Origin of the sequence: Sphingomonas crusticola (assembly GCF_003391115.1) — a bacterium.
GTDB classification, from domain to species: Bacteria; Pseudomonadota; Alphaproteobacteria; order Sphingomonadales; family Sphingomonadaceae; genus Sphingomonas_I; species Sphingomonas_I crusticola.
In genome coordinates this window covers 767,444-790,904 of sequence record NZ_QTJP01000001.1, presented here as the reverse complement: position 1 = coordinate 790,904, position 23,461 = coordinate 767,444, and the positions used below count along the sequence as shown (strand labels likewise).

The 23,461-nt window shown below is 64.0% G+C and carries 28 protein-coding genes; 18 read left to right on the top strand and 10 right to left on the bottom strand.

Features of this window, described 5'->3' with window-relative positions; all coding sequences use genetic code 11:
* Window positions 1-9 precede the first annotated feature (9 nt).
* The 3 genes from dnaG to DX905_RS03800 form a co-directional block, all read right to left on the bottom strand.
* Window positions 10-1,869: a DNA primase gene (gene dnaG, locus DX905_RS03810; protein WP_116090172.1), complete on the bottom strand. Its 1,860-nt coding sequence runs from the start codon at window positions 1,867-1,869 to the stop codon at window positions 10-12.
* Window positions 1,869-2,243 carry a GIY-YIG nuclease family protein gene (locus DX905_RS03805; protein WP_116090171.1) on the bottom strand — a complete coding sequence of 125 codons (375 nt, stop codon included), beginning with the start codon at window positions 2,241-2,243 and terminating at the stop codon, window positions 1,869-1,871. The genes dnaG and DX905_RS03805 overlap by 1 nt, the downstream gene beginning before the upstream one ends.
* 84 nt (window positions 2,244-2,327) lie before the next feature.
* Window positions 2,328-2,780: a GatB/YqeY domain-containing protein gene (locus tag DX905_RS03800; protein ID WP_116090170.1), complete on the bottom strand. Its 453-nt coding sequence runs from the start codon at window positions 2,778-2,780 to the stop codon at window positions 2,328-2,330.
* A 139-nt stretch (window positions 2,781-2,919) separates the two neighbouring features.
* Between DX905_RS03800 and carA the strand changes: the two genes are divergently transcribed.
* The 5 genes from carA to DX905_RS03780 all read left to right on the top strand — a co-directional run bounded on the left by carA (window position 2,920) and on the right by DX905_RS03780 (window position 9,051).
* The gene (carA, locus tag DX905_RS03795; RefSeq protein WP_116090169.1) at window positions 2,920-4,089 is read left to right on the top strand and encodes a glutamine-hydrolyzing carbamoyl-phosphate synthase small subunit; all 1,170 of its coding nucleotides are present in this window, start codon (window positions 2,920-2,922) and stop codon (window positions 4,087-4,089) included.
* Window positions 4,086-4,391: a hypothetical protein gene (locus DX905_RS15940; RefSeq protein WP_162875445.1), complete on the top strand. Its 306-nt coding sequence runs from the start codon at window positions 4,086-4,088 to the stop codon at window positions 4,389-4,391. The genes carA and DX905_RS15940 overlap by 4 nt, the downstream gene beginning before the upstream one ends.
* Window positions 4,391-7,711, top strand: a complete 3,321-nt coding sequence (gene carB, locus DX905_RS03790; RefSeq protein ID WP_116090168.1) for a carbamoyl-phosphate synthase large subunit — start codon at window positions 4,391-4,393, stop codon at window positions 7,709-7,711. The genes DX905_RS15940 and carB overlap by 1 nt, the downstream gene beginning before the upstream one ends.
* Window positions 7,712-7,847: 136 nt before the next feature.
* Window positions 7,848-8,324 (top strand): transcription elongation factor GreA, encoded by a 477-nt coding sequence (gene greA, locus DX905_RS03785; protein WP_116090167.1) that lies wholly within the window; start codon window positions 7,848-7,850, stop codon window positions 8,322-8,324.
* Between the two features lie 100 nt (window positions 8,325-8,424).
* Window positions 8,425-9,051, top strand: coding sequence for a rhomboid family intramembrane serine protease (locus DX905_RS03780; protein ID WP_240320708.1), 627 nt, complete (start codon window positions 8,425-8,427; stop codon window positions 9,049-9,051).
* A gap of 84 nt (window positions 9,052-9,135) precedes the next feature.
* Here the strand turns inward: DX905_RS03780 and DX905_RS03775 are convergent, their stop codons facing one another.
* The 6 genes from DX905_RS03775 to DX905_RS03750 all read right to left on the bottom strand — a co-directional run bounded on the left by DX905_RS03775 (window position 9,136) and on the right by DX905_RS03750 (window position 11,735).
* Window positions 9,136-9,354 (bottom strand): DUF4170 domain-containing protein, encoded by a 219-nt coding sequence (locus DX905_RS03775; RefSeq protein WP_116090165.1) that lies wholly within the window; start codon window positions 9,352-9,354, stop codon window positions 9,136-9,138.
* A 46-nt stretch (window positions 9,355-9,400) separates the two neighbouring features.
* A complete protein-coding gene (locus DX905_RS03770; RefSeq protein ID WP_116090164.1) occupies window positions 9,401-10,000 on the bottom strand; it encodes an MlaC/ttg2D family ABC transporter substrate-binding protein in 600 nt (199 codons plus the stop codon).
* A 65-nt stretch (window positions 10,001-10,065) separates the two neighbouring features.
* On the bottom strand, window positions 10,066-10,521 hold the full coding sequence (locus tag DX905_RS03765; RefSeq protein ID WP_116090163.1) for a hypothetical protein: 456 nt from the start codon (window positions 10,519-10,521) through the stop codon (window positions 10,066-10,068).
* Window positions 10,514-10,816 (bottom strand): DUF3618 domain-containing protein, encoded by a 303-nt coding sequence (locus DX905_RS03760; RefSeq protein ID WP_116090162.1) that lies wholly within the window; start codon window positions 10,814-10,816, stop codon window positions 10,514-10,516. Before DX905_RS03760 ends, DX905_RS03765 begins: the two co-directional genes overlap by 8 nt.
* Window positions 10,813-11,148, bottom strand: a complete 336-nt coding sequence (locus DX905_RS03755; RefSeq protein WP_116090161.1) for a phage holin family protein — start codon at window positions 11,146-11,148, stop codon at window positions 10,813-10,815. Before DX905_RS03755 ends, DX905_RS03760 begins: the two co-directional genes overlap by 4 nt.
* Window positions 11,148-11,735 (bottom strand): hypothetical protein, encoded by a 588-nt coding sequence (locus DX905_RS03750; protein WP_116090160.1) that lies wholly within the window; start codon window positions 11,733-11,735, stop codon window positions 11,148-11,150. The genes DX905_RS03755 and DX905_RS03750 overlap by 1 nt, the downstream gene beginning before the upstream one ends.
* A gap of 166 nt (window positions 11,736-11,901) precedes the next feature.
* Between DX905_RS03750 and eno the strand changes: the two genes are divergently transcribed.
* The 13 genes from eno to DX905_RS16445 all read left to right on the top strand — a co-directional run bounded on the left by eno (window position 11,902) and on the right by DX905_RS16445 (window position 22,908).
* On the top strand, window positions 11,902-13,179 hold the full coding sequence (gene eno, locus DX905_RS03745; protein WP_116090159.1) for a phosphopyruvate hydratase: 1,278 nt from the start codon (window positions 11,902-11,904) through the stop codon (window positions 13,177-13,179).
* A gap of 102 nt (window positions 13,180-13,281) precedes the next feature.
* Window positions 13,282-13,923 (top strand): RBBP9/YdeN family alpha/beta hydrolase, encoded by a 642-nt coding sequence (locus DX905_RS03740; RefSeq protein ID WP_116090158.1) that lies wholly within the window; start codon window positions 13,282-13,284, stop codon window positions 13,921-13,923.
* Window positions 13,924-13,953: 30 nt separating this feature from the next.
* Window positions 13,954-14,262, top strand: coding sequence for a UBP-type zinc finger domain-containing protein (locus DX905_RS03735; protein WP_116090157.1), 309 nt, complete (start codon window positions 13,954-13,956; stop codon window positions 14,260-14,262).
* A 94-nt stretch (window positions 14,263-14,356) separates the two neighbouring features.
* Window positions 14,357-14,665, top strand: a complete 309-nt coding sequence (locus DX905_RS03730; protein WP_116090156.1) for an FtsB family cell division protein — start codon at window positions 14,357-14,359, stop codon at window positions 14,663-14,665.
* Window positions 14,666-14,832: 167 nt separating this feature from the next.
* Window positions 14,833-15,894 carry a pyruvate dehydrogenase (acetyl-transferring) E1 component subunit alpha gene (pdhA, locus tag DX905_RS03725; RefSeq protein WP_116090155.1) on the top strand — a complete coding sequence of 354 codons (1,062 nt, stop codon included), beginning with the start codon at window positions 14,833-14,835 and terminating at the stop codon, window positions 15,892-15,894.
* Between the two features lie 12 nt (window positions 15,895-15,906).
* A complete protein-coding gene (locus tag DX905_RS03720) occupies window positions 15,907-17,355 on the top strand; it encodes a pyruvate dehydrogenase complex E1 component subunit beta (protein WP_116090154.1) in 1,449 nt (482 codons plus the stop codon).
* A 144-nt stretch (window positions 17,356-17,499) separates the two neighbouring features.
* A complete protein-coding gene (locus DX905_RS03715) occupies window positions 17,500-18,168 on the top strand; it encodes a squalene/phytoene synthase family protein (protein ID WP_240320707.1) in 669 nt (222 codons plus the stop codon).
* A 103-nt stretch (window positions 18,169-18,271) separates the two neighbouring features.
* The gene (locus DX905_RS03710; RefSeq protein WP_116090153.1) at window positions 18,272-18,730 is read left to right on the top strand and encodes an EF-hand domain-containing protein; all 459 of its coding nucleotides are present in this window, start codon (window positions 18,272-18,274) and stop codon (window positions 18,728-18,730) included.
* Window positions 18,720-19,199, top strand: coding sequence for a GNAT family N-acetyltransferase (locus DX905_RS03705; protein ID WP_116090152.1), 480 nt, complete (start codon window positions 18,720-18,722; stop codon window positions 19,197-19,199). The genes DX905_RS03710 and DX905_RS03705 overlap by 11 nt, the downstream gene beginning before the upstream one ends.
* A 328-nt stretch (window positions 19,200-19,527) precedes the next feature.
* The gene (locus DX905_RS15935) at window positions 19,528-19,971 is read left to right on the top strand and encodes a hypothetical protein (RefSeq protein WP_162875443.1); all 444 of its coding nucleotides are present in this window, start codon (window positions 19,528-19,530) and stop codon (window positions 19,969-19,971) included.
* A 404-nt stretch (window positions 19,972-20,375) separates the two neighbouring features.
* Entirely contained in the window at window positions 20,376-21,956 is a 1,581-nt protein-coding gene (locus DX905_RS03695; RefSeq protein ID WP_116092302.1) for a ribonuclease J, read from the top strand.
* Between the two features lie 7 nt (window positions 21,957-21,963).
* Window positions 21,964-22,239 (top strand): DUF1467 family protein, encoded by a 276-nt coding sequence (locus tag DX905_RS03690; RefSeq protein ID WP_116090150.1) that lies wholly within the window; start codon window positions 21,964-21,966, stop codon window positions 22,237-22,239.
* Window positions 22,240-22,329: 90 nt separating this feature from the next.
* On the top strand, window positions 22,330-22,908 hold the full coding sequence (locus DX905_RS16445; RefSeq protein ID WP_116090149.1) for an energy transducer TonB: 579 nt from the start codon (window positions 22,330-22,332) through the stop codon (window positions 22,906-22,908).
* A gap of 113 nt (window positions 22,909-23,021) precedes the next feature.
* On the opposite strand, the gene DX905_RS03680 is transcribed toward DX905_RS16445, so the two are convergent.
* A complete protein-coding gene (locus DX905_RS03680; RefSeq protein ID WP_116092301.1) occupies window positions 23,022-23,453 on the bottom strand; it encodes a LysR substrate-binding domain-containing protein in 432 nt (143 codons plus the stop codon).
* Between the last annotated feature and the right edge of the window lie 8 nt (window positions 23,454-23,461).

The window sequence follows — 23,461 nt, the reverse complement described above, 5'->3', positions numbered from 1 at the left end:
TCAACTCGTTCATTCGCCTTCCGGCTGCATTAAATCCATCAGCCTGCGTTCGACGTCCTGCTTTTCGCGGGTCAAACGCTGCTGTTCCGCAAAGCTCGCCTCGTCGGTGGTGGTACCGAACGTGCGGGTTGCTTCGGTGAGCGCCTGTTCGATCAATGGCCGCGTCACCAGCACATCGATCGCTTCCCCCAGGTCGCGTGTTGCGCGACTCGGGTCCGCATCGCTGCGCAGAAAGGAAAAGGCAAGACCGTTCGTCCGGCACAGCTCCTCCGTTGCCGCTTCAAGCCCGGCATCCGCCAATATGGAATGCGCGCCGCCACCTTCAAGGGAGCGGCCGGTGAAAGCAGCGTCGACCAGTGCATCACGGATGCGCTCCAACACCGGATCACCCAGCTCCAGGCCTGCCAGCGCCTCCGCATGCGCCGCCGCGGTGCCTGGGTGGAGCACCAGCCCGGCAATCACCGCGCGCGCGAACATGCGGTCGACGCCGCTTTTGCCGATCGATCGCGCGCCGGCGGACGTCGGGCGAGGCGGGGGCTTGCGGAAATCGCCGCGGCGAAACGGCTGGCGCTCGCGAAAGGGCGGGCCTTCACTGTGCTGACGCGGCGGCGCAGCGCCAAAGAGCGCGTCGAAGCGCCGACGGAATTCCAGCTTATATTGTTCGGATGTGCCCTGGTCGGTGATCGATGCGGCATGTTCGGCAAGACGGCGGCGCAGCCCGGCGCGCGTTTCGGGCGTGTCGAGGGCGGTTGCCCCCGCTTCGTGGCGCCAGATAAGGTCGACCAAAGGGATCGCCGACTGCAACGCGTTTTCGAACGCTGCCTTGCCGCCTGCCTTGACCAGATCGTCTGGATCCTGCCCGTCAGGCAAGGTCACGAAACGCAGCGACCGGTCAGGCCCTACCATCGGCAACGCACGCAACGCGGCCCTGATCGCCGCCTTCTGCCCCGCTTTATCGCCGTCGAAACACAGGACCGGCACCGGCACCAGGCGCCACAGCCGCTCGATCTGCGCCTCGGTCAACGCGGTGCCGAGCGGGGCTACCGCCTCGTCAATGCCGGCCCTCGCAAGCGCGATCACGTCCATATAGCCTTCGACAACGATCACGCGCTCGGCCTTGCGGCTAGCCGGCGCCGCGCGATCGAGATTGTAGAGCGTGCGACCCTTGTCGAAGAGTGGCGTGTCAGGGGAGTTGAGATATTTTGGCTCGCCCGCATCGAGGATGCGCCCACCGAACGCGATTGTCCTTCCCCGCGCATCGCGCACGGGAAAGATTAGCCGCCCGCGGAAACGGTCATAGGGCTCCTTCTCGTCGACCAGGATCAGCAGCCCCGCCTCGATCAAAGTATCGTTGCCGAAGCTGGCGAGCGCTGCCTTGAGCTTGCCGCGCGAATCGGGCGCGAAACCGAGTCCAAATGCCTTGACCAGATCGTCCGGCACGCCCCGCTTGGCGAGATAGGCGCGAGCCTCCGCACCCGCGATCCCCTGCAGTTGCTCGGCGAACCAGCTTTGCGCCGCCTCCGACGCGGCCACCAGCCCGGTCGCGCGTTCGGCGCGCTCGGCGGAGCGCGGATCGGCCGCAGGCACATCCATCCCCGCCGCCTGGGCGAGTTCCTTGACCGCCTCCATGAACGGCATGCCCTTGGCTTCCGTGAGGAACCGGATCGCGTCGCCATGCGCCGAGCAGCCGAAGCAATGGTAAAAGCCTTTGTCGTCATTGACGTAGAAGCTCGGCGTCTTCTCGTCGTGAAACGGGCAGCAAGCGCGATATTCGCGGCCGGCCTTTTGGAGTTTCACCGACCGGCCGATCAGCGCGGAAAGCATCGTCCGGTGGCGCAACTCGTCCAGGAATTGCGGGGAAAGCGACATCAGGAATTCCCCTCCCGCTTGCGGGAGGGGTCAGGGGAGGGGAGTGCGGTAATCGCACCCTCACCGTTCGTCCTGAGCGAAGTCGAAGGACGTTCCTTCGGCGGAATGGCCAACCACGAGATGCGAGCCCAATCCCCTTCGATCAGGGCCAGCTTTTTCGCACGTGTCCATCCCTTTAGCCGGCGTTCCGCCGAAAGCGCTTCCTCGCGCGTCGGGAACTCCTGCGACCACACCAAAGCGACCGGCCGTCGCCGGGCCGTGAAATCGCAATAGCGGCCATGCTGGTGCTGGCTCATTCGTCCTTCAAGATTGTCCGTATGGCCTACGTAGAAACGCTCGTCGGCGCATCGTAACATATAGGCCCAGAACGTCATCCCTGCTCCCAGAAGCGTCCTTCGACTTCGCTCAGGACGAACGGAGACTAACTCATCAACTCCCGCAAGCGGGAGGGCAGCAGCTTACGCCAACCGCGCTTTAACCAGCGCACTGGCCTTGCTCATATCGAGCTGCCCGGCATGGCGCTCCTTCATGGCGGCCATCACGCGGCCCATATCCTTGACCGAGGTCGCACCGAGCTCCGTCGCGATCGCATCGATGGCGCTGGCCGCTTCCTCTTCGCTCATCTGCTGGGGGAGGAAGCGTTCGATAACCGCGATCTCGGCCAGTTCGGCGTCGGCTAATTCCTGGCGGCCGCCTTTTTGATACAGTTCAACCGATTCGCGGCGCTGCTTGATCATTTTCTGCATGACTTCGGTCACCACCACGTCGTCGTCGGGTGTGGACGCGGAGGTGCGCAGTTCGATGTCGCGATTCTTGATCGCAGCCAGGATCAACCGGCTGGCGTTGAGGGTGGCGGTGTCGCGCGCCTTCATCGCGGCAATCTGCGCCGCCTGGATATCGTCTCGAATCATCGGAATCTCTCGGGAAGAGCGGAAACCACCATGCTAACCCGGTCCGGCCGGATTGGGTAGAGTTGACCGGTGGGGGCAGGCCATCTAGCAGACGCCGCTTAGCGACATCGCTGCTCACCCATTGGAGTGCCCGCCCACCATGGCCGACGCCACGACCCCACGCGCGCCGTCTCCCGCAGGAGCCACCGGCGTACTCGTATTGGGGGATGGCAGTGTCATCTGGGGCCGGGGATTCGGGGCTGAGGGCGCCGCCGTCGGCGAGGTCTGCTTCAACACCGCCATGACCGGCTATCAGGAGGTGATGACCGATCCGTCTTATGCCGGGCAGATCGTCACCTTCACCTTCCCGCATATCGGCAATGTCGGCGCCAATCCGGAAGATATCGAGGCGATCAACCCGCATGCGCTCGGCTGCATCGTGCGTGAGGACGTCACCGATCCGTCCAATTTCCGCTCGACCCAGCGCTTCGACGGTTGGCTGCGCAACAATGGCCGCATCGGCTTGTCGGGGGTCGACACGCGTGCGCTGACCCGCGCCATCCGCCTCGGCGGCGCGCCCAACGGCGTGATCGCGCATAATGCCAAGGGCGAGTTTGATGTCGATGCGCTGCTGGAGCAGGCCCGGCAATGGCCCGGCCTGGAAGGAATGGACCTCGCCAAGGAAGTATCGTCCACCCAGAGCTACAAGTGGGATGACGGCCTGTGGACGCTGGGCGAGGGCTATGCGGCCTACGCCGCCAATCCCGACGGCCCCCACGTTGTCGCAATCGATTACGGTCTCAAGCGCAACATCCTGCGCAACCTCGTCGCCGCCGGTGCGCGCGTGACGGTGGTGCCGGCGACCGCCACGTTCGAGGACGTGATGGCGCACAATCCGGAGGGCGTGTTCCTGTCCAACGGGCCGGGCGATCCCGCTGCCACCGGCATCTATGCCGTGCCGGTGATCCAGGAATTGCTCAAGATCGCCAAGCCGATCTTCGGCATCTGCCTCGGCCACCAATTGCTGGGCCTCGCCGTCGGCGCCAAGACCGCCAAGATGCACCAGGGCCACCGCGGCGCCAACCATCCGGTCAAGCGCAGCGAAGACGGCCGGGTCGAGATAACCAGCATGAACCACGGCTTCGCGGTCCTGACCGAGACGTTGCCCGCCAATGCCGAGCCGACGCATATCTCGTTGTTCGACGGATCGCTCGCGGGTCTGCGCCTGACCGACAAACCGGCTTTCTCGGTGCAATATCACCCCGAAGCCAGCCCTGGTCCGCAAGACAGCCACTATCTGTTCGAGCAGTTCGTGGGTGCGTTGCGTTGATCCGCTCGCTGTTGCTAGCGCTGTTGGTGGGCGCTTGCGCGCGTGCACCCGGACCTGTTCCAACAAACTGGAAAAAGATGTCCCTTGAACAACGGCAGGGTGCCCTCGATGCGATCGCCGATCAGTGTAGGCTTTCACGATCAACCTTGCTGGTCAGCGGCGACGAAGTGCGTCTTCGTCCCGAACCGACAGCAGAATACGAAAGCGTCGATTGCGCCTTGGAAAAGCTGAAGCAACTTCCAGGGTTGGGCATGAAAATGGGCTTCGTCGGCAACGAAGCATATACGAACGAGAGCCAATAATGCCCAAGCGTACCGACATCAAATCGATCCTCATCATCGGCGCGGGCCCGATCGTCATCGGGCAGGCGTGCGAGTTCGATTATTCGGGGACGCAGGCGTGCAAGGCGCTGCGCGAGGAGGGCTATCGCATCGTCCTGGTCAATTCCAACCCGGCGACCATCATGACCGATCCCGACATGGCCGACGCCACCTATGTCGAGCCGATCACGCCCGAAGTGGTCGCCAAGATTATCGAGAAGGAGCGCCCCGACGCGGTGTTGCCGACGATGGGCGGGCAGACTGCGCTCAATACCGCTCTCGCTTTGTGGCACGACGGCACGCTCGAAAAATATGGCTGCGTCATGATCGGCGCCGATGCCGAGGCGATCGACAAGGCCGAGGACCGGCTCAAATTCCGCAATGCGATGGATAAGATCGGGCTGGAAAGCCCGCGCTCGCGCATCGCCCATTCGGTCGAGGAAGCGGTCGCCGCGCTCGATTTCGTCGGCCTGCCGTCGATCGTGCGGCCCAGCTTCACGATGGGCGGGCAGGGCGGGGGCATTGCCTATAACCGCCAGGAATTCATCGAGATCGTCACCTCAGGGCTCGATCTGTCGCCGACCACCGAAGTGCTGGTCGAGGAAAGCGTCCTCGGCTGGAAGGAATATGAGATGGAGGTCGTGCGGGATCGCAACGACAATGCCATCATCATCTGCTCGATCGAGAATGTCGATCCGATGGGGGTGCATACCGGGGACTCCATCACCGTCGCGCCGGCTTTGACGCTGACCGACAAGGAATATCAGATCATGCGCAATGCCAGCATCGCGGTGTTGCGCGAGATCGGGGTCGAGACGGGCGGCTCCAACGTCCAGTTCGCGGTCAATCCCAAGGACGGCCGCCTGGTCGTGATCGAGATGAACCCGCGCGTGTCGCGCTCGTCTGCGCTGGCGTCCAAGGCGACCGGCTTCCCGATTGCCAAGGTCGCCGCCAAACTGGCGGTCGGCTACACGCTCGACGAGATCGACAACGACATCACCGGGGCGACGCCCGCGAGCTTCGAGCCGACAATCGATTATGTCGTCACCAAGATCCCGCGCTTTACGTTCGAGAAGTTCAAGGGTGCCTCCGACAATCTGACCACGGCAATGAAGTCGGTCGGCGAGGTGATGGCGATCGGCCGCAACTTCCATGAGAGCCTGCAGAAGGCGCTGCGCGGGCTGGAGACGGGGCTTTCGGGTCTCAACATCGTCGATCGGCTGAAGGGTGCTCCGCGCGCCGAGATCGAGGCAGCCCTGGCGGAGGCGACACCGGATCGCCTGCTCAACGCCGCGCAGGCATTGCGCGAGGGCTTCACCGTCGATGAAGTCCACCGCATCGCCAAGTACGATCCCTGGTTTGTCGAGCGATTGGCCGAGATCGTGCGCGCGGAGGAGCGGGTCTGCCGTGACGGCCTGCCCGGCGATGCCGCCGGCATGCGCAAGCTCAAGGGCATGGGCTTTTCGGACAAGCGCCTTGCGTGGCTCGCGCTCAACAGCGCTAACCTGCCGGGCATGCAGCGCGAGATCGCGCGCGGCTCGGGCATCGTCCACGACGCGATTAGCGCCATGTCCGGCGGCGTGACCGAGGCCGAGGTGCGCGCGCACCGCCACAAGCTCGGTGTGCGGCCGGTGTTCAAGCGCATCGACACATGCGCGGCCGAGTTTGAGGCGAAGACGCCTTACATGTACTCGACCTACGAGGCACCGGCGTTCGGGGAGCCCGAAAACGAGGCGCATCCGACCGACCGGCGCAAGATCGTCATTCTGGGCGGCGGGCCCAACCGCATCGGCCAAGGCATCGAATTCGACTATTGCTGCTGCCACGCCTGCTTCGCGTTGTCGGACGCGGGCTTCGAGACGATCATGATCAATTGCAATCCGGAGACGGTCAGCACCGATTATGACACGTCCGACCGTCTTTATTTCGAGCCGCTGACGGCCGAGGACGTGCTTGAGATACTCCATGTCGAGCAGCAGAATGGCGAATTGGTCGGCGTGATCGTCCAGTTCGGCGGGCAGACTCCGCTCAAGCTCGCGCAGGAGCTGGAGAATGCGGGCATCCCCATTCTGGGTACTTCGCCTGACGCGATAGACCTGGCCGAAGACCGTGAACGCTTCGCCGCCTTGGTCGAGAAACTAGGTCTCAAGCAGCCGGCCAATGGCATTGCCCGCAGCCGCGACGAGGCGATCGCGGTCGCCGAGCGCATTGGATATCCGGTGCTGACGCGCCCTTCCTACGTGCTGGGCGGACGGGCGATGGAGGTGGTCGATACGCCCGCCCAGCTCGACAATTATATCGCGACCGCGGTGCAGGTGTCGGGCGACTCGCCCGTGCTGATCGACCGCTATCTGCGCGACGCGATCGAGGTCGATGTCGATGCGATCGCCGACGGCACCGACGTCGTCATCGCGGGCGTAATGGAGCATATCGAGGAAGCTGGCGTGCATTCAGGCGACAGCGCCTGCTCGCTGCCGCCGTACAGCCTGTCTGCGGAGATCGTCGCCGAGATCGAGCGCCAGACCGATGCGCTCGCCCGCGCACTCAAGGTCAAGGGCCTGATGAACGTCCAGTTCGCAGTCAAGGACGGCGAGGTCTATCTGATCGAGGTCAATCCGCGCGCCAGCCGCACCGTGCCGTTCGTCGCCAAGGCGGTGGGCGCGCCAATCGCCAAGATCGCCGCGCGGGTAATGGCCGGCGAGATGCTCAAAGACCTGCCCAAGGTCGATCTCGACATCGATTATATCGCGGTCAAGGAGGCTGTCTTCCCGTGGGCGCGTTTCCCGGGCGTCGATCCGGTGCTGTCGCCGGAAATGAAGTCGACCGGCGAAGTGATGGGAATCGACCGCGATTTCGCAACCGCCTTCGCCAAGGCTCAGCTCGGCGCCGGTACGGTATTGCCGCAGGCCGGGACGGTGTTTGTTTCGGTCAAGCCGGGGGACAAGCCGGTAATCGAACCGGCGGTGCGCCATCTGATCGAACTCGGTTTCACGATCGTCGCGACTGACGGCACCGCCGCTTTCCTGCAGGCGCATGGGCTCGAGGTTGAGCAGGTCAACAAGGTGATGCAGGGTCGGCCGCACATCGTCGACCGCCTCAAGGATGGCGGCGTGCAGCTGGTGCTCAACACGACCGAGGGCTGGCAGTCGCTGCAGGATTCGAAATCGATCCGCGCCTCGGCGATGCTCGCGCGCATTCCTTACTTCACGACGGCTGCGGCAGGGGTGGCTGCGGTGCGCGCGATCGCGGCCTTAAGGGAGCACAGCCTTGAAGTGCGCTCGCTCCAATCCTATCATGGCTAACTGACGATCCCAGACATCGCGAAGATGCGGGCGTCGCCAACCGGCGGCGCGGGGGTTGGTTTATGACGGTTCAGATTTTTACGGTTCGATTTTTTACGGTTCGATTTTTTTACGGTTCACAAGGGGTTTGGTTGAAATGGCGAGCGACGAGAAGATGCCGATGCTGGTGGAAGGGCATGACATGCTCACCACCGAGGTCGCGCGTCTCAAGACGGAGCGGCCGCAGATCATCGATGCGATCGAGGAAGCGCGCGCCCATGGCGACCTTTCCGAAAATGCCGAATATCATGCCGCCAAGGAGCGCCAGGGCCAGATCGAGGCGATGATCGCCGACATCGAGGACAAGCTCTCGCGCGCTATGATCATCGATCCAAAGACCTTGTCGGGTGACAAGGTGGTGTTCGGCGCGACGGTTCATCTTGTCGATGAGGATGAAAAGCCCATCACCTACCAGATCGTCGGCCAGACTGAGGCGGACGCCAAGGCTGGGCGCATCTCCTATTCCTCCCCGCTGGGTCGCGCGCTGATCGGCCGTAAGGTGGACGAAGAGGTCGAAGTGACCGTGCCCTCGGGCGACAAATATTACGTCGTCACCGGCATCGAGTTCATCTGACGCGGATGCCGGCGCGCGCCTCCGTCGGCCGGGCGGAGGCCGACGGCGCCAGCAGTCGCCTCATAGCCAGGATGCGGGCCTCTTTGGACGCGATTAGTCGGTGAGGACCGCTCCTCCCAAGATGACGATCGCGCTCTGTGTGGCGACGGTCGCCAGCTATTTTGTGCTGAGCGCACTCGGCAGCCTCGATATGGCGGCGGTCGCCGGCGGCTTCGTGCCGGCGCGCGTTTCGGAAATGCCGGCAACGTTCGCGCTCCCGGTCTGGCTGACACCCTTGAGCGCCACTTTACTCCATGGCGGCTTACTGCACCTCAGCTTCAACCTGGTGATGCTCTATTATTGCGGTCGGGAGGATGAGGTCGCGCTGGGCCGTGCTGGCGTGATCACGCTTTATGTCGTCGGCGCTTATGCCGCTGCGGCGGCGCAATATGCGGCCAGCCCGCATTCGCCCGTGCCGATGATCGGTGCAAGTGGGGCGGTTTCGGCACTCGTCGGTGCCTACGCCATGCTCTATGGTCAGCGCCGCCCGTCCAAACTTTCGCCCGAAGTCGCGCGTTGGCTGCACATCGCCTGGCTGGCGGCGGCTTGGCTCGCGGTTCAGCTGCTGCTCGGCCTCGTTTCGCATATGCAGGGCATGGCGATCGCCTGGGCGGCCCACGTCGGCGGGTTCATTGCCGGTCTGGTTCTCGCACGCCCGCTACTGCGGTGGCGTTACCGCAAGGCGTAATGTCGGCGCGTCGTCCCAGCGAACGCTGGGATCTCAGGCAGCCAAGAGCACCTTACGAAACGCCAGCTTCGGGGACGGCAACCTTCAGTCTTTAGGGACTGGTTCGAGCAGCCTGTGCAGATGAACGATGACATAGCGCATCTCGGCATCGTCGACCGTACGCTGCGCCGCCGCGCGCCAGGCTTTCTCGGCGCTCGTATAATCGGGAAAGAAACCGATCACGTCGACCTTTGACAGATCTTCGAAGTCGAGCGTGCGCGGATCCTTGACCCGCCCGCCGAACACCAGGTGCATCTTGCTCATGGAAATGCCTCCTGGCGCCGGTAAGCGGGCCTTGCAAGTGCGCGCTTTAGCCGCGCGCCTTCATCATCCGCACCAGCGCGTCGAAGCCCTGGCGCTGGATCACCGAGTCGAAGTCGGCGGCCTGCGCCATCGCAACGTTGATGCCGGCGACATTGAGGTTAAGCACCTTCCACGCGCCATTGACCTTCACCACCGACCAGGTTGCCGCAATCGGCTGCGAGCCGGGCTTGATCACCTGCGTGAACACGTCCGCGCCGCCGCCGGCGGTCGGCTGCGCGCGGATGACGCGCACGGTCGCACTGGAATATTCGAACAGGCGGTCGGCATAGGTGCCGACCACATAGCCTGGCAGTGCCGCCTTATAGGCTGCCTGTTGTGCAGGCGAGGTCGTCGGCAGCCAGCGCCGGATCAGGCGGGTACCGATCTGCTCGACCGCAACATTCTGGGCCAGCAGGGCACGAAACTTGGCCTTGGCCGCCTCGCGATTGCCGGTCCGCATCGCCAGGAAGCCGTCCGTGGTGAAGGTCGAGATGAAACGCTGCGGATCGCTGGTGTCGATCGCCGCCGCCGCCGGGCTGAACACGGCCGGAAGCAGCGCGCCCGAGGCGATTGCGATCGCCGCGAAGGCGCTACGAAATTTGGTCATCAGTCTGCTCTCCAAATACGAAGGGCGGACGCAAGCGCCCGCCCGTCTGAACTTGCGTTGAATTTCTAGCGCGTGGCGGACTCGCGTGCGGCCTGGATGGCCGCAGTACCAGCGGTGCCGGCGGCTTTGAGCGCCTGTTCCACCAGCTTGGAGACCTGACCGCGAAGCTGGTCGGTCGATAAGCCAGCTTCATCCAGAGCATCGAGTCCGGCGCTCCGGCCGGCATCGAGCGCGGCGCGTGCTGCATCGCCAATCTTCGCGCCGAGCGGGTCCAGCAATTCCTTCTCTTTCTCGATCCGCGGCAAAAGCGCACCCGCGATCGCGCCGATGGCAATGCCGCCGAGCAGAGCGCTCAGTGGATTCGCCTCGAGCGACTGGCCCGCACCCGCCGTCTTCTCGCGTGCGGCCGCATAAGCGGCGGCGACGCGATCGCTGACCTTCCCGTAAGCGTCGGTCAGCGCACCATTGCTGGTGTCGTTGTCGGCCGCTTTGGGCTTGCTGGACTTACTCGGCTTACTCATCTCTATCTCCATCACTGATCTTGCCGCGCAGCCGGGCGAACAGCCGTGCAAGCGGTTTACGGGCGATCAACGCAGCAACCCCGATCGCGGCTGCAGAAGCTGCGACCGGCCGTTGGCCTATTGCGCGCGCGGTGCGCGTCGCGGCGGTTTCACCCGCGTCGCGCGCGCTCTCCCACGCGTCGCTGGCCAGTGCCGCCGGCTTCAGCCGCGATTGCAGCGCATGGGCCGACCCCAACAGACGCTCGCGGGCAAGCGCCACATCGGCGCGGGCGCGGGCGACATCCGTCTCACTCATTTCACTATGCCCTTGATCCGTTTCACCGCCGTCCAGCCGAGCAGCCCCGCGACCAGCAGCACCACCAAAGCTGCCACCGCGAAGCCGCCGGCCAACCCAAGCCAGCGCGCCAGCAACAGCCCCAGTGACGCGGCCAATATTGTCGCCGCCGCCTGGACCAGCACGATTGCGACGACGATCAGCCCCGCCGCTGGGCCGGCCTGGGCCGCCTTGGTCGTGACCGTCGTTTTGGCGAGCGTCACTTCCGCCCGGACATAGGCCTTCCCATTGTCGATTACGCGCGCGGCGAGTTCGCGGAGCGACTCGGGCTCCCCGACGGCGTTCGGCAGCATCACGCCTTCGGCGCATCTTTGTCCGAGCCACCCTCAGGCAAGCCGGACCGCGCAAGCCGCGCCACTACGAAGCCCAGCGCCGCCGCCGTACCCACGGCGATCGCCGGCGACTTTGCGATCAATGCGCGTGCATCGGCGAACAGTTGGTCGACGTCCTTGTCGCGGAACGTCTCCGAGAAATTGCCGATGCCCTGGGCCGCGCGGCGCGCATAGTCACCATATTGGCTACCCAGTTTCTGATCGATTTCCTCTGCGGCGTCTTCGACCGTCTGCACCAGGCTGTCGAGGGCCGAGGTGGCGCGATCCTTTCCCGCCTGTGCGAAATCGCGCGCCCGGTCGGTAGCCTGGCCACGCAGATCGTCGAAGCGGTCGAACAGGGCGGCCTTGGCGGTCTCGCCTTCCGATCTGATCGCGGAAATCTCCGGCTCGGGGCGTGCGGCGGCGGAATTACGGCCTGTTGAGGTTCCGGCCGAATTTTTTCCATTGGAGCTTCCAGTGGCGAAATCGTCGTCTCCGCCATCGTCACTCACGCCGGCACCTTCGATGATGGCGTCGGTACCCTCGGGCAGCTGCTCGTCGGAAGCCATGTCGTCGTCTCCTGAATAACCCAAGTCTCAGCGATTCAACCGCTGCACGGGGGCTGCGTTCCATCGGGCTAATACACTATTTCATATCGGGAGCGTTATTATTGCCTCCGCGCTCTGCCGCCGATAGAGCCCGCGCCATCCGTTTCAGGCCAGCCGAGGAAAAATCATGACCGCGATCGTCGACGTCCACGCCCGTACCGTGATCGACAGTCGCGGCAATCCGACGGTCGAGGTCGACGTCACGCTGGAGGATGGCAGCTTCGGCCGCGCGGCGGTGCCTTCGGGCGCATCAACCGGCACGCGCGAGGCCGTCGAGCGCCGCGACGGCGACAAGGGCCGCTGGGGCGGCAAAGGCGTCGACGATGCGGTCGAGGCGGTCAACGGCGAGATCGCCGAGGCGGTCGAGGGACTGGAAGCCGAGGACCAGGGCGAGGTCGACGGCATCATGATCGAGCTCGACGGCACCGAAAATAAGGGGCGGCTCGGCGCCAACGGCATTCTCGGCGTCAGCCTCGCGGTCGCCAAGGCGGCGGCGGAAGCGCGCGGCTTGCCGCTCTACCGTTATGTCGGCGGCGTCTCGGCACATCTCCTGCCGGTACCGATGATGAACATCATCAATGGCGGCGCCCATGCCGACAATCCGATCGACTTCCAGGAATTCATGATCGTGCCGATCGGCAGCGACAGCCTGATCGAGGCGGTGCGCTGCGGCACCGAGATTTTCCACACGCTCAAGAAGAAGCTGCACGATCAGGGGCTGGCGACCGCGGTCGGCGACGAAGGCGGCTTCGCGCCGAACCTGGCAAGCCCGGCCGAAGCGCTCGATTTCATTATGAGCTCGATCGAAGCCGCCGGTTACACGCCGGGTGAGGATGTCGGCATCGCGCTCGATTGCGCGGCCAGCGAATTCTTCAAGGGCGGCTTCTACGATCTGGAAGGCGAGGGGCGGAAGCTCTCGCCCGAAGAGATGGTGGATTATCTCGCCGAGCTCGCCGGAAGGTATCCGATTGTGTCGATCGAAGACGGCATGGCCGAGCAGGATTGGGACGGGTGGAAGCTGCTGACCGATCGACTCGGCGCGACCTGCCAGCTGGTCGGCGACGATATTTTCGTCACCAACCCCCGCATCCTGGCCGAAGGCATCGAGAAGGGTGTCGCCAACTCGCTGCTGGTCAAGGTCAACCAGATCGGCACGCTAAGCGAAACGCTGGAAGCGGTCAGCATGGCACAGCGCGCCGGCTATACCGCGGTCATGTCGCATCGTTCGGGCGAGACCGAGGATTCGACCATCGCCGATCTCGCCGTCGCCACCAATTGCGGTCAGATCAAGACCGGCAGCCTCGCGCGTTCGGACCGGCTCGCCAAATATAACCAGCTCATCCGCATCGAGGAGGAATTGGGCGCCGTAGCCCGTTATGCCGGGCGAAGCGCGATCAAGCGGTAAGGGCCCGGCCAAGCCAAGCTACGCCCGAGCCAAGCCTAATTGTATTTCCTAGTTAAAAAGTAGGGAATACGATAAGCGCACATCCGATACGGAGTGCGGCACATGATCGACGGCGAGCTCGGCCTTTCTCCCCTGTGCCTGATCGTGCCCGGATTGGGTAATTCGGGGCCGGGCCATTGGCAGACGATCTGGGAAGCCGAACGCCACGATTGCCTGCGCGTCCAACTCGGTGTTTGGGACGATCCGATCCGCAATGTCTGGATCAGCCGCATCGATCAGGCCGTCGGCGCAGCGCAGGGGCCCGTCGTGCTCGTCGGCCACAGCCTTGGCTGCCATGCGATCCTGTGGTGGGCGAGTTTGTTGGCCGAGGATGTCAGCGGCAATGTCGTCGGCGCTTTGCTGGTGGCACCGCCGGATGTCGACCGTCCGGGCACCGATCCGCGGGTCGAACGCTTTGCGCCGGCACCCAAGACTATTTTGCCGTTTCCCGTAACCGTGGTCGCCAGCAGCAACGATAGCTGGTGCGATGCCGCGCGTTCCGCCGAACTGGCGGCCTCTTGGGGTGCGCATCACGTGCTGCTCGATAGCGCCGGGCACATCAATGCCGAGTCGGGCCTTGGCGATTGGCGTGAGGGCCAGGAATTGCTGGAGCGCATTCTCGACGTCCGCCCCCGCACCACCGGTGCGCGCGGCTGGCGCGGGCTGAAGTCGTCAAAGTCGGATTCGCGTTTCGCGCACCGTTGACGGTGTGCGCCTGTCGGCTAGGCTGGTGCCATGGCGGATCCTTGCGCGCATTATCACACGATCGTTACCGTCGTACCGAGCGCGGACGGTTGCGAGGAGTGCCTCAAGTCCGGCTCCTGGTGGGTCCACCTGCGCCTGTGCCGCACCTGCGGTCATGTCGGCTGCTGTGATGAATCGCCAAATCGACATGCTACCAAGCATTTCCATGCTACGGCTCACCCGATCATCGAAGGCTATGATCCACCGGAGGGCTGGGGCTGGTGCTATATCGATGAGGTGGATTTCGACCTGCGCGACCGGATGACGCCGCATCCCCGGCCGATTCCGCGCTTCATCTAGCCGATCGATGCGACTCCGCCTGACTCAGCTTTTGCACGTTTCGGCGGCTTTTCGCTTGAAGCCATTGTCAAATCGTGATTCTCCAGGCGTCGAGATGTCGCGCCGCCCCGCCCTGAACATGATCCGGTCCGCCTTTTGGCCAACCGTGGCCGTGGCGGTGATCGTTTATTTTGCCGGCGCCGCGATCGTCGGCCAGAATGGGCTGTTTTCGCTTGCGGGTTATCGTCACCAGCGCGCCGAGCATCTCGTCACGCTGCAGTCGCTGCAGGCCGAACGCGCGCGACTGGCGCATCATGCCGATCTGCTCGATCCCCGCCACGTGGACCCGGACTTCGCCGAAGAGATGGTGCGCAAGCAGACCGGTCAGATCCGGCCCGACGAGGTCATCCTCCCCGCCAATTAATGGATCGATGGTCGACCCGCCGGCGACCGATTCCACCCATTATCTACACCGGGCATTCGCAGTTGCATGCCACGCAATGGAAAGCGCGGAACTGCCCGTTGCGGGAGCGGGTTTGTCACGCCTATAGGGGCGCCTTCTAAGAAGCGCCCGCAGGAGAGAGATCCGCCTTGGCCCGAGCAGAAAAATCCGTCGCGCCCGTCGCCCCGGCAGCGCCGCCCGCGACGCCCAATCGCGAACGCCCCCCCGAGCCGAGGCCTTATGATGCGTCGAAGGAGGAGCTGCTCGAATTTTATCGCCAGATGCTGCTCATCCGCCGTTTCGAGGAAAAAGCAGGGCAGCTTTACGGGCTCGGCCTGATCGGCGGCTTCTGCCACCTTTATATCGGCCAGGAAGCGGTCGCGGTCGGCCTGCAGTCGGCGCTGAAGGTCGGTCGTGACTCGGTCGTCACCGGCTATCGTGACCATGGCCACATGCTCGCTTACGGCATCGATCCGAACGTCATCATGGCGGAACTGACGGGTCGCCAGGCCGGAATCTCCAAGGGCAAGGGCGGCTCGATGCACATGTTCTCGGTCGAACATGGCTTCTACGGCGGCCACGGTATCGTCGGCGCGCAGGTGTCGATCGGCGCGGGCCTCGCCTTCAAGCATAAATATGCCAATGATGGTGGCGTGGCTCTTGTCTATTTCGGCGATGGCGCGGCCAATCAGGGCCAGGTCTACGAAAGCTTCAACATGGCGGAGCTGTGGAAGCTGCCCGTCATCTTCGTGATTGAGAATAATCAATACGCTATGGGCACGAGCGTGAACCGCGCCTCGGCCGAGGACCAGCTCTACAAGCGGGGCGAAAGCTTCCGCATTCCCGGTATCCAGGTCGATGGCATGGATGTGCTGGCGGTGCGCGGCGCGGCCGAGACCGCGCTGGAATGGGTCCAGGCCGGCAAGGGCCCGGTTTTGCTGGAGCTCAAGACTTACCGCTATCGCGGTCATTCGATGTCGGATCCGGCTAAATATCGTTCGCGTGAAGAAGTTCAGTCGGTCCGGGACAAGAGCGATCCGATTGATCATCTCGCCCGCATCCTTGCCGAAAAGGGCGTGAGCGAGGATCAGCTCAAGTCGCTCGACAAGGATATCCGCAAGATCGTCGCCGACAGCGCCGCCTTCGCCGAGGAATCGCCCGAACCGGAAGCTTCCGAACTTTACACCGACGTCCTCGTCGACACTTATTGAGCGCGAGAAAAGATGCCCATTGAAATCAAGATGCCCGCGCTCTCGCCGACGATGGAGGAGGGCACGCTCGCCAAATGGCTGGTCAAGGAGGGCGATACGGTGAAATCCGGCGACGTCCTCGCTGAGATCGAGACCGACAAGGCGACGATGGAATTCGAGTCCATCGATGAAGGCACCGTCGCCAAGATCGTGGTGCCGGAAGGCACGGACGGCGTGAAGGTCGGCGCTATTATCGCATTGATCGCGGGCGAGGGTGAGGCGGAGGCGGACCGGAGCGCCGGGGACACTTCCCAGCCGACGACGGCCGCCGCGCCCGCCCCGCAGGCGCAGCCGGTCGAACAGCCGAGCGACCAGAAGACGGAGCCCGAGGGCGAGAGCCGCTCTGAGGAAGCGCCCAAGCGCATGGAGACGGCCGCGCGCGCGCTGGTCGCCGACGTCGCCGACACGCACGAGGATCCCGAAGTGCCGGAAGGCACCGAGCTGGTCCGCACCACCGTCCGCGACGCCTTGCGCGACGCCATGGCGGAGGAGATGCGCAAGGACGACCGCGTATTCGTGATGGGCGAGGAAGTCGCCGAATATCAGGGCGCCTATAAGGTCACCCAAGGCCTGCTCGACGAGTTCGGCGCAACCCGCGTGATCGACACACCGATCACTGAATATGGCTTTGCCGGCATCGGCACGGGCGCGGCGATGGCGGGCCTCAGGCCCATCGTCGAGTTCATGACCTTCAACTTCGCGATGCAGGCGATCGATCACATCATCAATTCGGCCGCCAAGACCAACTATATGTCGGGTGGGCAGATGCGCTGTCCGATCGTGTTCCGCGGTCCCAACGGCGCCGCCGCCCGTGTCGCCGCCCAGCACAGCCAGAATTACGGGCCGTGGTATGCGAGCGTGCCGGGCCTGATTGTGATCGCGCCTTACTCGGCGGCCGACGCCAAGGGCCTCTTGAAGGCGGCGATCCGCTCCAACGACCCGGTCGTCTTCCTTGAGAACGAATTGCTCTACGGCCAGTCGTTCGATGTGCCCAAGCTCGATGATTATGTCCTGCCGATCGGCAAGGCGCGCGTCGCCAAGAAAGGCAAGGACGTAACGCTCGTCAGCTACACGATCGGCGTCGGTGTCGCGCTCGAAGCCGCTAAATTGCTAGCGGAAGACGGCATCGATGCCGAGGTGATCGATCTGCGCACGTTGCGCCCGCTCGACACCGCGACCGTGCTGGCTTCGCTCAGGAAGACCAACCGCATGGTGGTAGTCGAGGAAGGCTGGCCGACCTGCTCGATCGCGTCCGAGATCGCGGCGGTGGCGATGGAGCAGGGCTTCGATGATCTCGACGCGCCGGTGCTGCGCGTCACCAATGTCGACGTGCCGCTGCCTTACGCCGCCAACCTCGAAAAGATGGCCCTAATCACCGCCGATCAGGTCGTCGCTGCGGCGAAAAAGGTCTGCTACCGCTGATGCACTGCTCCCCTGTCTGGGGGGAAGTGCACGGAAGCCGATTATCAACATCTTGTTCCCCGGCGAAGGCCGGGGCCCAGGCCCGAATGTCAGTTTGGACACTCGCCTTCGCGGGGGAACGATTACCGACCGGCCGGGGAAACCGTGCCCACTGAACTCGACCATATCGCCGACCCCGAACGTGCGCTCGCTATCGCCTACGCGCCCGCCGCCACGCGCGCCGCGCTGACCGCCTTGTTCCAGCTGGACGAGCGCTTCGGCCAGATCGTTTCTTCCACGACCGAGCCGATGATCGGCCTGATGCGCCTTGCCTGGTGGCGCGAGGCGCTGGAAAAGCTGAATCCCGACAGCGCGCCCGCCGAACCGCTGCTGCGGGCACTCGCGACGACAGCATTGCCGCACGGCGTGACGGGGGCGGCACTGGCCGCGATCGAGGACGGCTGGTCCGCATTGATCGACGGGGACGAAAGCGAACTCCTTATTCCGCGACATGGGCGGGAGCGAGGTCGCAACCTGTTCGCGGCGGCGGCAGCGATCCTCGGCGCCGCAGATGATCGCTTGCCCGCGGCAGGAGAAGTGTGGGCGCTGGCCGATCTTGGCTTCCATCATTCCCGGCCCGCGGTGCGCGATGCCGCACTGGCGCGCGCCCGCGAGCTTGCCCGCGACGTTCCCTCCCGGACCTGGCCTCCCGCCGCTCGCCCGCTCGCCGCCCTGTTCGTGCTGGCGGAGCACGACAGCAGGCTCGGCGGCCGCGTACAGGGCAGTCCGGCTCGATTGCTACGAATACTGGCGCTACGAATTACGGGGCGTTAGCAAAGAAGAAAGGGTGACCTGATCATTGTTCGCCCAAGTTTAGCATGAACGGACAAATGGGTAGCAATTCGCTCTCACGGGGCGAGCGAAGGAGGCGGACAATATGTGGCGCTATTGGGTCGGAGCGGTGGTAGCCTTAGTGCTGTTGGTCGGCGGCGTCCTATGGTGGCGCAGCACGGCGGTTGCCCAACATGGGATCTCGCACGCGGCGACCGCCAGCGCTTCGCCGGACGCGGACGACGAACCAATGCCGGCTACGCCCGCCGCCAGTGAAAAGACCCGCGAGGAGAAACGCTTCTCGCGTAGCGATCATGACAAGAATGGCGCCATCAGCCGCGACGAATTCCTCGCCGCCCGCCACCGCAACTTCGCCAAGCTCGATGTCAACAATGACGGCCGGCTGACTTTCGACGAATATGCAGTCAAGGCCGAGGAGAAGTTTGGTAAGGCGGACGCCGACAAATCGGGCTCGCTCAATCCGGCCGAGTTCGCGACCACCCGCGTCGCGCGCAAGGCCAAGGCGGCCTGCGCCTGCCAGCCGAAGGGCGACGATGGCGACTGACGCGGGCTGGCGGATCGTCCCGGGCGACCTCGCCGATCCGCATATTATCGCACTGCTGCAAACCCACGTCGCGACCGCCACCGCCGATATGCCGCGCGAGAGCTGCCATGCGCTCGATGTGGGGGGCCTGCAAAAGCCCGAGCTGACCTTCTGGGCAGTATGGGAAGGCGACAGCCTGCTCGGCGTCGGCGCGCTCAAGGATCTCGGTGACGGGGAGGGCGAGGTGAAATCGATGCATGTCGCCGCAGCGGCGCGAGGTCGCGGCGTCGGTTCTGCCATCGTCGCGCACATCCTCGCCACCGCCCGCGCGCGTGGCTATCGGCGGCTCTATCTCGAGACCGGCGGCATCCCCTATTTCGCGCCGGCCCGCGCGCTTTATGCGGCGCATGGCTTCGTCGAATGCGCCGCCTATCGCGGCTATGTGCCCGATCCCAACAGCGTGTTTATGACACTCGAGCTTAGGGTATAGCCGCCTGAGACGCCTACTTTCCCCTTTCTTCCACTGCGTGATGCTCGCGGCGGCTTCGATCGTCGCCGGAGGGTGCACGGCGGCCGCGCCGACAGCTCCTGCGCAGCTCCGAATTGCGACTGGGTCTTTGCATGGCATACCGTATCGCGAAATCGGCGTCGCCCGACCGCTGCGGACGATCATTCTGATTCGGGGAGGCCCCGACCAGCCGACCGTCAGCAAGATTGACGACCTCGATCGTTATCTTACTTCGCGTTTCCGGGCGCGCGTAATCACACCCGCTTATTACGGCTCGGCGGAGCGCTCTGCCTGGACCAGGCCGCCCTCGTTGGACATTGCGCTGCCGATGTCACGCGACGCCATCGTTGAGCGCATCCTGGGTGAAGTCCGCAGGACCTACGCCGGCATGCCACGAGCGGTCCGTGAGATGCGGATGGTCATTCGACATTGGGACGGACCCTCGACCGTGATCGTCGGCGAAAGCTACGGCGCTTTCCTCGCGGCGATCGCCGCCCAGGCCAGGCATCGCGGTACGCTGGTACTCCTTTCGCCCATGCTCGCGACTTATCGTGAGATCGTCGCCGCCTCGCTTGACGGACGTCACCCCTTGCAGGCGCTGGTTGCTCCGCCTCAACTGGTCTTCTGCGACGTCGATCGAACCAACGAAATCCTGGACACTCCGGCAAGGCGCAGGCAGCTGCTCGAAGTAACCAGCCTCGTTATTATGCGCCATGGCAGGATGCCGACCTGGGCTCGATCCTGCGCCGGGTAACGGGGAGGGTCGAAGTCATCGCCGGCCTCAAGGATCTCATTGCGATGGTGACGGGGGAGGAGTGGCGAAGGCTTCGCGCCAATGCTCCGGATGGGGTGCAAATATGCATAGACCCCGGGCTCGGCCATGAAGCACCCACGGCGACGGCCCATGCTCGGCGATGTCTGGACACCGCGATGCGCGCGCAATCGAGGGTCCCTCCGGCTAGGCGACGAGGCTCAAAACATCAGCTCGCGCAGCGCAACCTTGCAGCGAACCGCGCAACCTCTACATGAGATGTAGCCGCAGGCCTCGCCGCGGCACGAAATCATTGCGGCTTACGGCCGCCAACAATCGGAAACTAAGTGACAATTCCAGGAAAAGAACTGCTGTTCCTTGCGCTCGGCGGATCGGGCGAGATCGGCATGAACGTCAATCTCTACGGTTGCGACGGTAAATGGGTCATGGTCGATCTCGGCCTGACCTTTGCAGATCCGGCTTATCCGGGCATCGATCTCATCCTGCCCGACCTCGAATTCATCGAGCGGAACCGCGACAACCTGCTCGGCATCGTGCTCACCCACGGCCATGAGGATCATATCGGCGCGATCCCCTATCTCGCCGCCGATCTCGGTGTGCCGCTGTTCGCCACGCCATTCACCGCCGGCCTGATCCAGGGCAAACTCGACGAAGAGGGCATAGCGTCCCAGGTCGAACTCAACATTGTCGAGCGCGGCGGCAGCGTCCGGCTCGGACCGTTCAACTTCACCTATGTGCCACTCGCCCATTCGATCCCGGAAGGTAACGGCTTGCTGATCGAGACCCCGTACGGCAACATCTTTCATACCGGCGACTGGAAGCTGGACGAGCAGCCTTTGGTCGGCGCGCCCGCTACCCCGGCCGAATTGAGCGCGATTGGCGATGCCGGCGTGCTCGCGTTGGTCTGCGATTCAACCAATGTCTTCAACGATGCCGCGTCCGGCTCCGAAGCGTCCGTGCGCGAAGGCCTCGCGGGCGTCGTCAGCGCGGTCGAGGGGCGCGTGCTCGTCACTACCTTTGCGTCCAACGCCGCGCGCGTCCAGACGCTCGGCCAGGTCGCGCGCGATTGCGGCCGCCAGCTCTGCGTCGCGGGCCGTTCGCTCGATCGCATCATCAAGGTCGCCAAGAGCGTCGGCTATCTCCAGGATTTCCCGCCGATCATCGATTTCGACGCGGCGATGAAATTGCCCGCGCACGAAGTGATGATCGTCGCCACCGGCGGCCAGGGCGAGGCCCGCGCCGCACTCGGCCGGATCGCCTTCGACAGCCACCAGCTCAAACTGTCCGAAGGCGACACCGTCGTCTTCTCGTCCAAGCAGATACCCGGCAACGAAATGGCGATTGGCCGCATCCAGAATGCGCTCGCCACCAAAGGCGTGATCATGATCACCGAGCGCCAGGCGCATGTCCACGTCTCCGGCCATCCCGGCCGACCCGAGCTGGCGCTGATGTATCAGTGGATGCGTCCGGAAATCATTCTGCCGGTCCATGGCGAGATGCGCCACCTGGCCGAGCAGGACCGCTTCGCACGCTCGCAGGGCGTGCCCCGGGGCATCGTTCAGGTCAATGGCGAGGTCGTCCGGCTCGCGCCCAACGGGCCGAAGAAGATCGGCAACGAGCGCGCGGGACGGCTGATCCTCGACGGCGACGTCATCCTGCCCGCCGACGGTTCCACCATGAACGAGCGCCGCCGCATCTCCGCCAATGGCGTGATCGCGGTGACGGTCGCGCTCGACCAGAATAACCGCCTGCGCGGTGAGCCCGCCGTCGCGCTGCAGGGCATTCCGGTAGAAGAGGATCGCGACGATTTCCTGGACGATGCGCGCGATGCCGCGGCGGCCGCGGTCAAGGGCAACAAGAAAGACGAAGCCGGCCTGCGCGAGGCGATCCGCCTGAGCGTGCGCCGCGTTGCCACGACCTGGACCGGCAAGAAGCCGGTCGTCGAAGTCAGCCTGATCCAGGTATGAGCCTGCGATGCGCCTGAGCTCGATCATCGCGCTCTATCCGCTGTTCTGGGCGCTGAGCTTCTTCTTCGTCCTGCCTTTCCGCCTGCGCGCGGACGGGCAGGAAAACCGCGTCCCCGGCCAGTTCGAAGGCGCGCCACCCAGCTTCAGCTTCTGGCGCACCGCCAAATGGACGACGCTGGTCGCGGCCGTGCTGTTTGGCCTCTATTACGCCAATTACGTCTATCAATGGCTGCCGGTGCAGAGCTTCAACCTCGTGCCGGATCGGGTGCTCGAGGGCGGCTGAGCGGCATCGACTTGCTTGGTGGTGTATCGCTGCCCCGCCCGCTATTGCTAAGTCAGCTGCGAGAGCAGGCCCCTTTGGCTGGAAACGACCATGCACGCTTTGCGGTTGGGAAGTTCACTATTCTCCGTTCTCGCGGTTTCCGTAGCCGCACAATTGCCGAGCACGGGCAGCAGCTTGCCTAAGGCGCATCTGCCTCAGCCCACCCCTATTTGGTTTACGTTCGACGACTACCCGCGCGACGCTGTAATTCAGAGGATGCAGGGGAGCGTAGGGTTTAGGCTGATACTCGGCACGGACGGCTTGGTCCGCGACTGCATTATTGCGCAATCGAGCGGACATGACTTACTCGATCAGGAGACCTGCTCTATCCTTCGCCGTCGCGCCAAACTGGATCCGCCACGGAATGATGCAGGGCAGCCGCAGGTCTCTCAATATGACGGAAGAATAACTTGGCATTTGCCCTCTGGGCCAGTGAAGCTTCCCGAGCCTTATCGCACTGTGGGAATTGAAGTGCGTAACGCACAGCCCGTTTGCTGGATCGATTGGAATGGAGCACGTCGCGATCTAAGTGCGAAAGTTTGCGCACGAATGGTGTCAGAATTGCCTGAAACCACGGCCTTTCCGGTCAAGCTCAACGTATCTGCGACGCCTAAGGAGCTCGGTTTTTAGTGAAGACCGTTAAATCGTCGAACGTCCAATACAGTCCTGCCCGTAATAGCAGCGGAAGTGGCGCTACCGGCGGCAGAACAACTTTCGAGTGGCGCCGTCTCCATCAAAACCGCTCATCCCCGATAGCGCAGCGCATCCACTAGGAGGCTGAACGCCGGCGAGGGCTGGCGTCGGCTGGCATAATAGAGGTGGTAGCCGTCGAATGGCTCGCACCAATCCTCCAGCACCCGCATCAGGCTGCCCGCCGCGACGAACTCGGCGACATGGTCTTCCATGATGAAGGCGATGCCGTGGCCTGCGATCGCCGCATCCATGATCAGGTTGACGCGATTGAACACGAGCTGCCCTTCGACCCGCACATTAAGTTCGCGGCCGTCTTTCTCGAATTCCCACACATAGAGGCCGCCGGAGCTCGTCTGGCGCAGGTTGATGCAGGAATGCGCTGACAGATCGTGGGGCGTGGCGGGAACGCCTCGGCGCACGAAATAGTCCGGCGCCCCGACCGCCGCCATGCGTAGCTGTGGTCCGATGCGCACGGCGATCATGTCCTTTT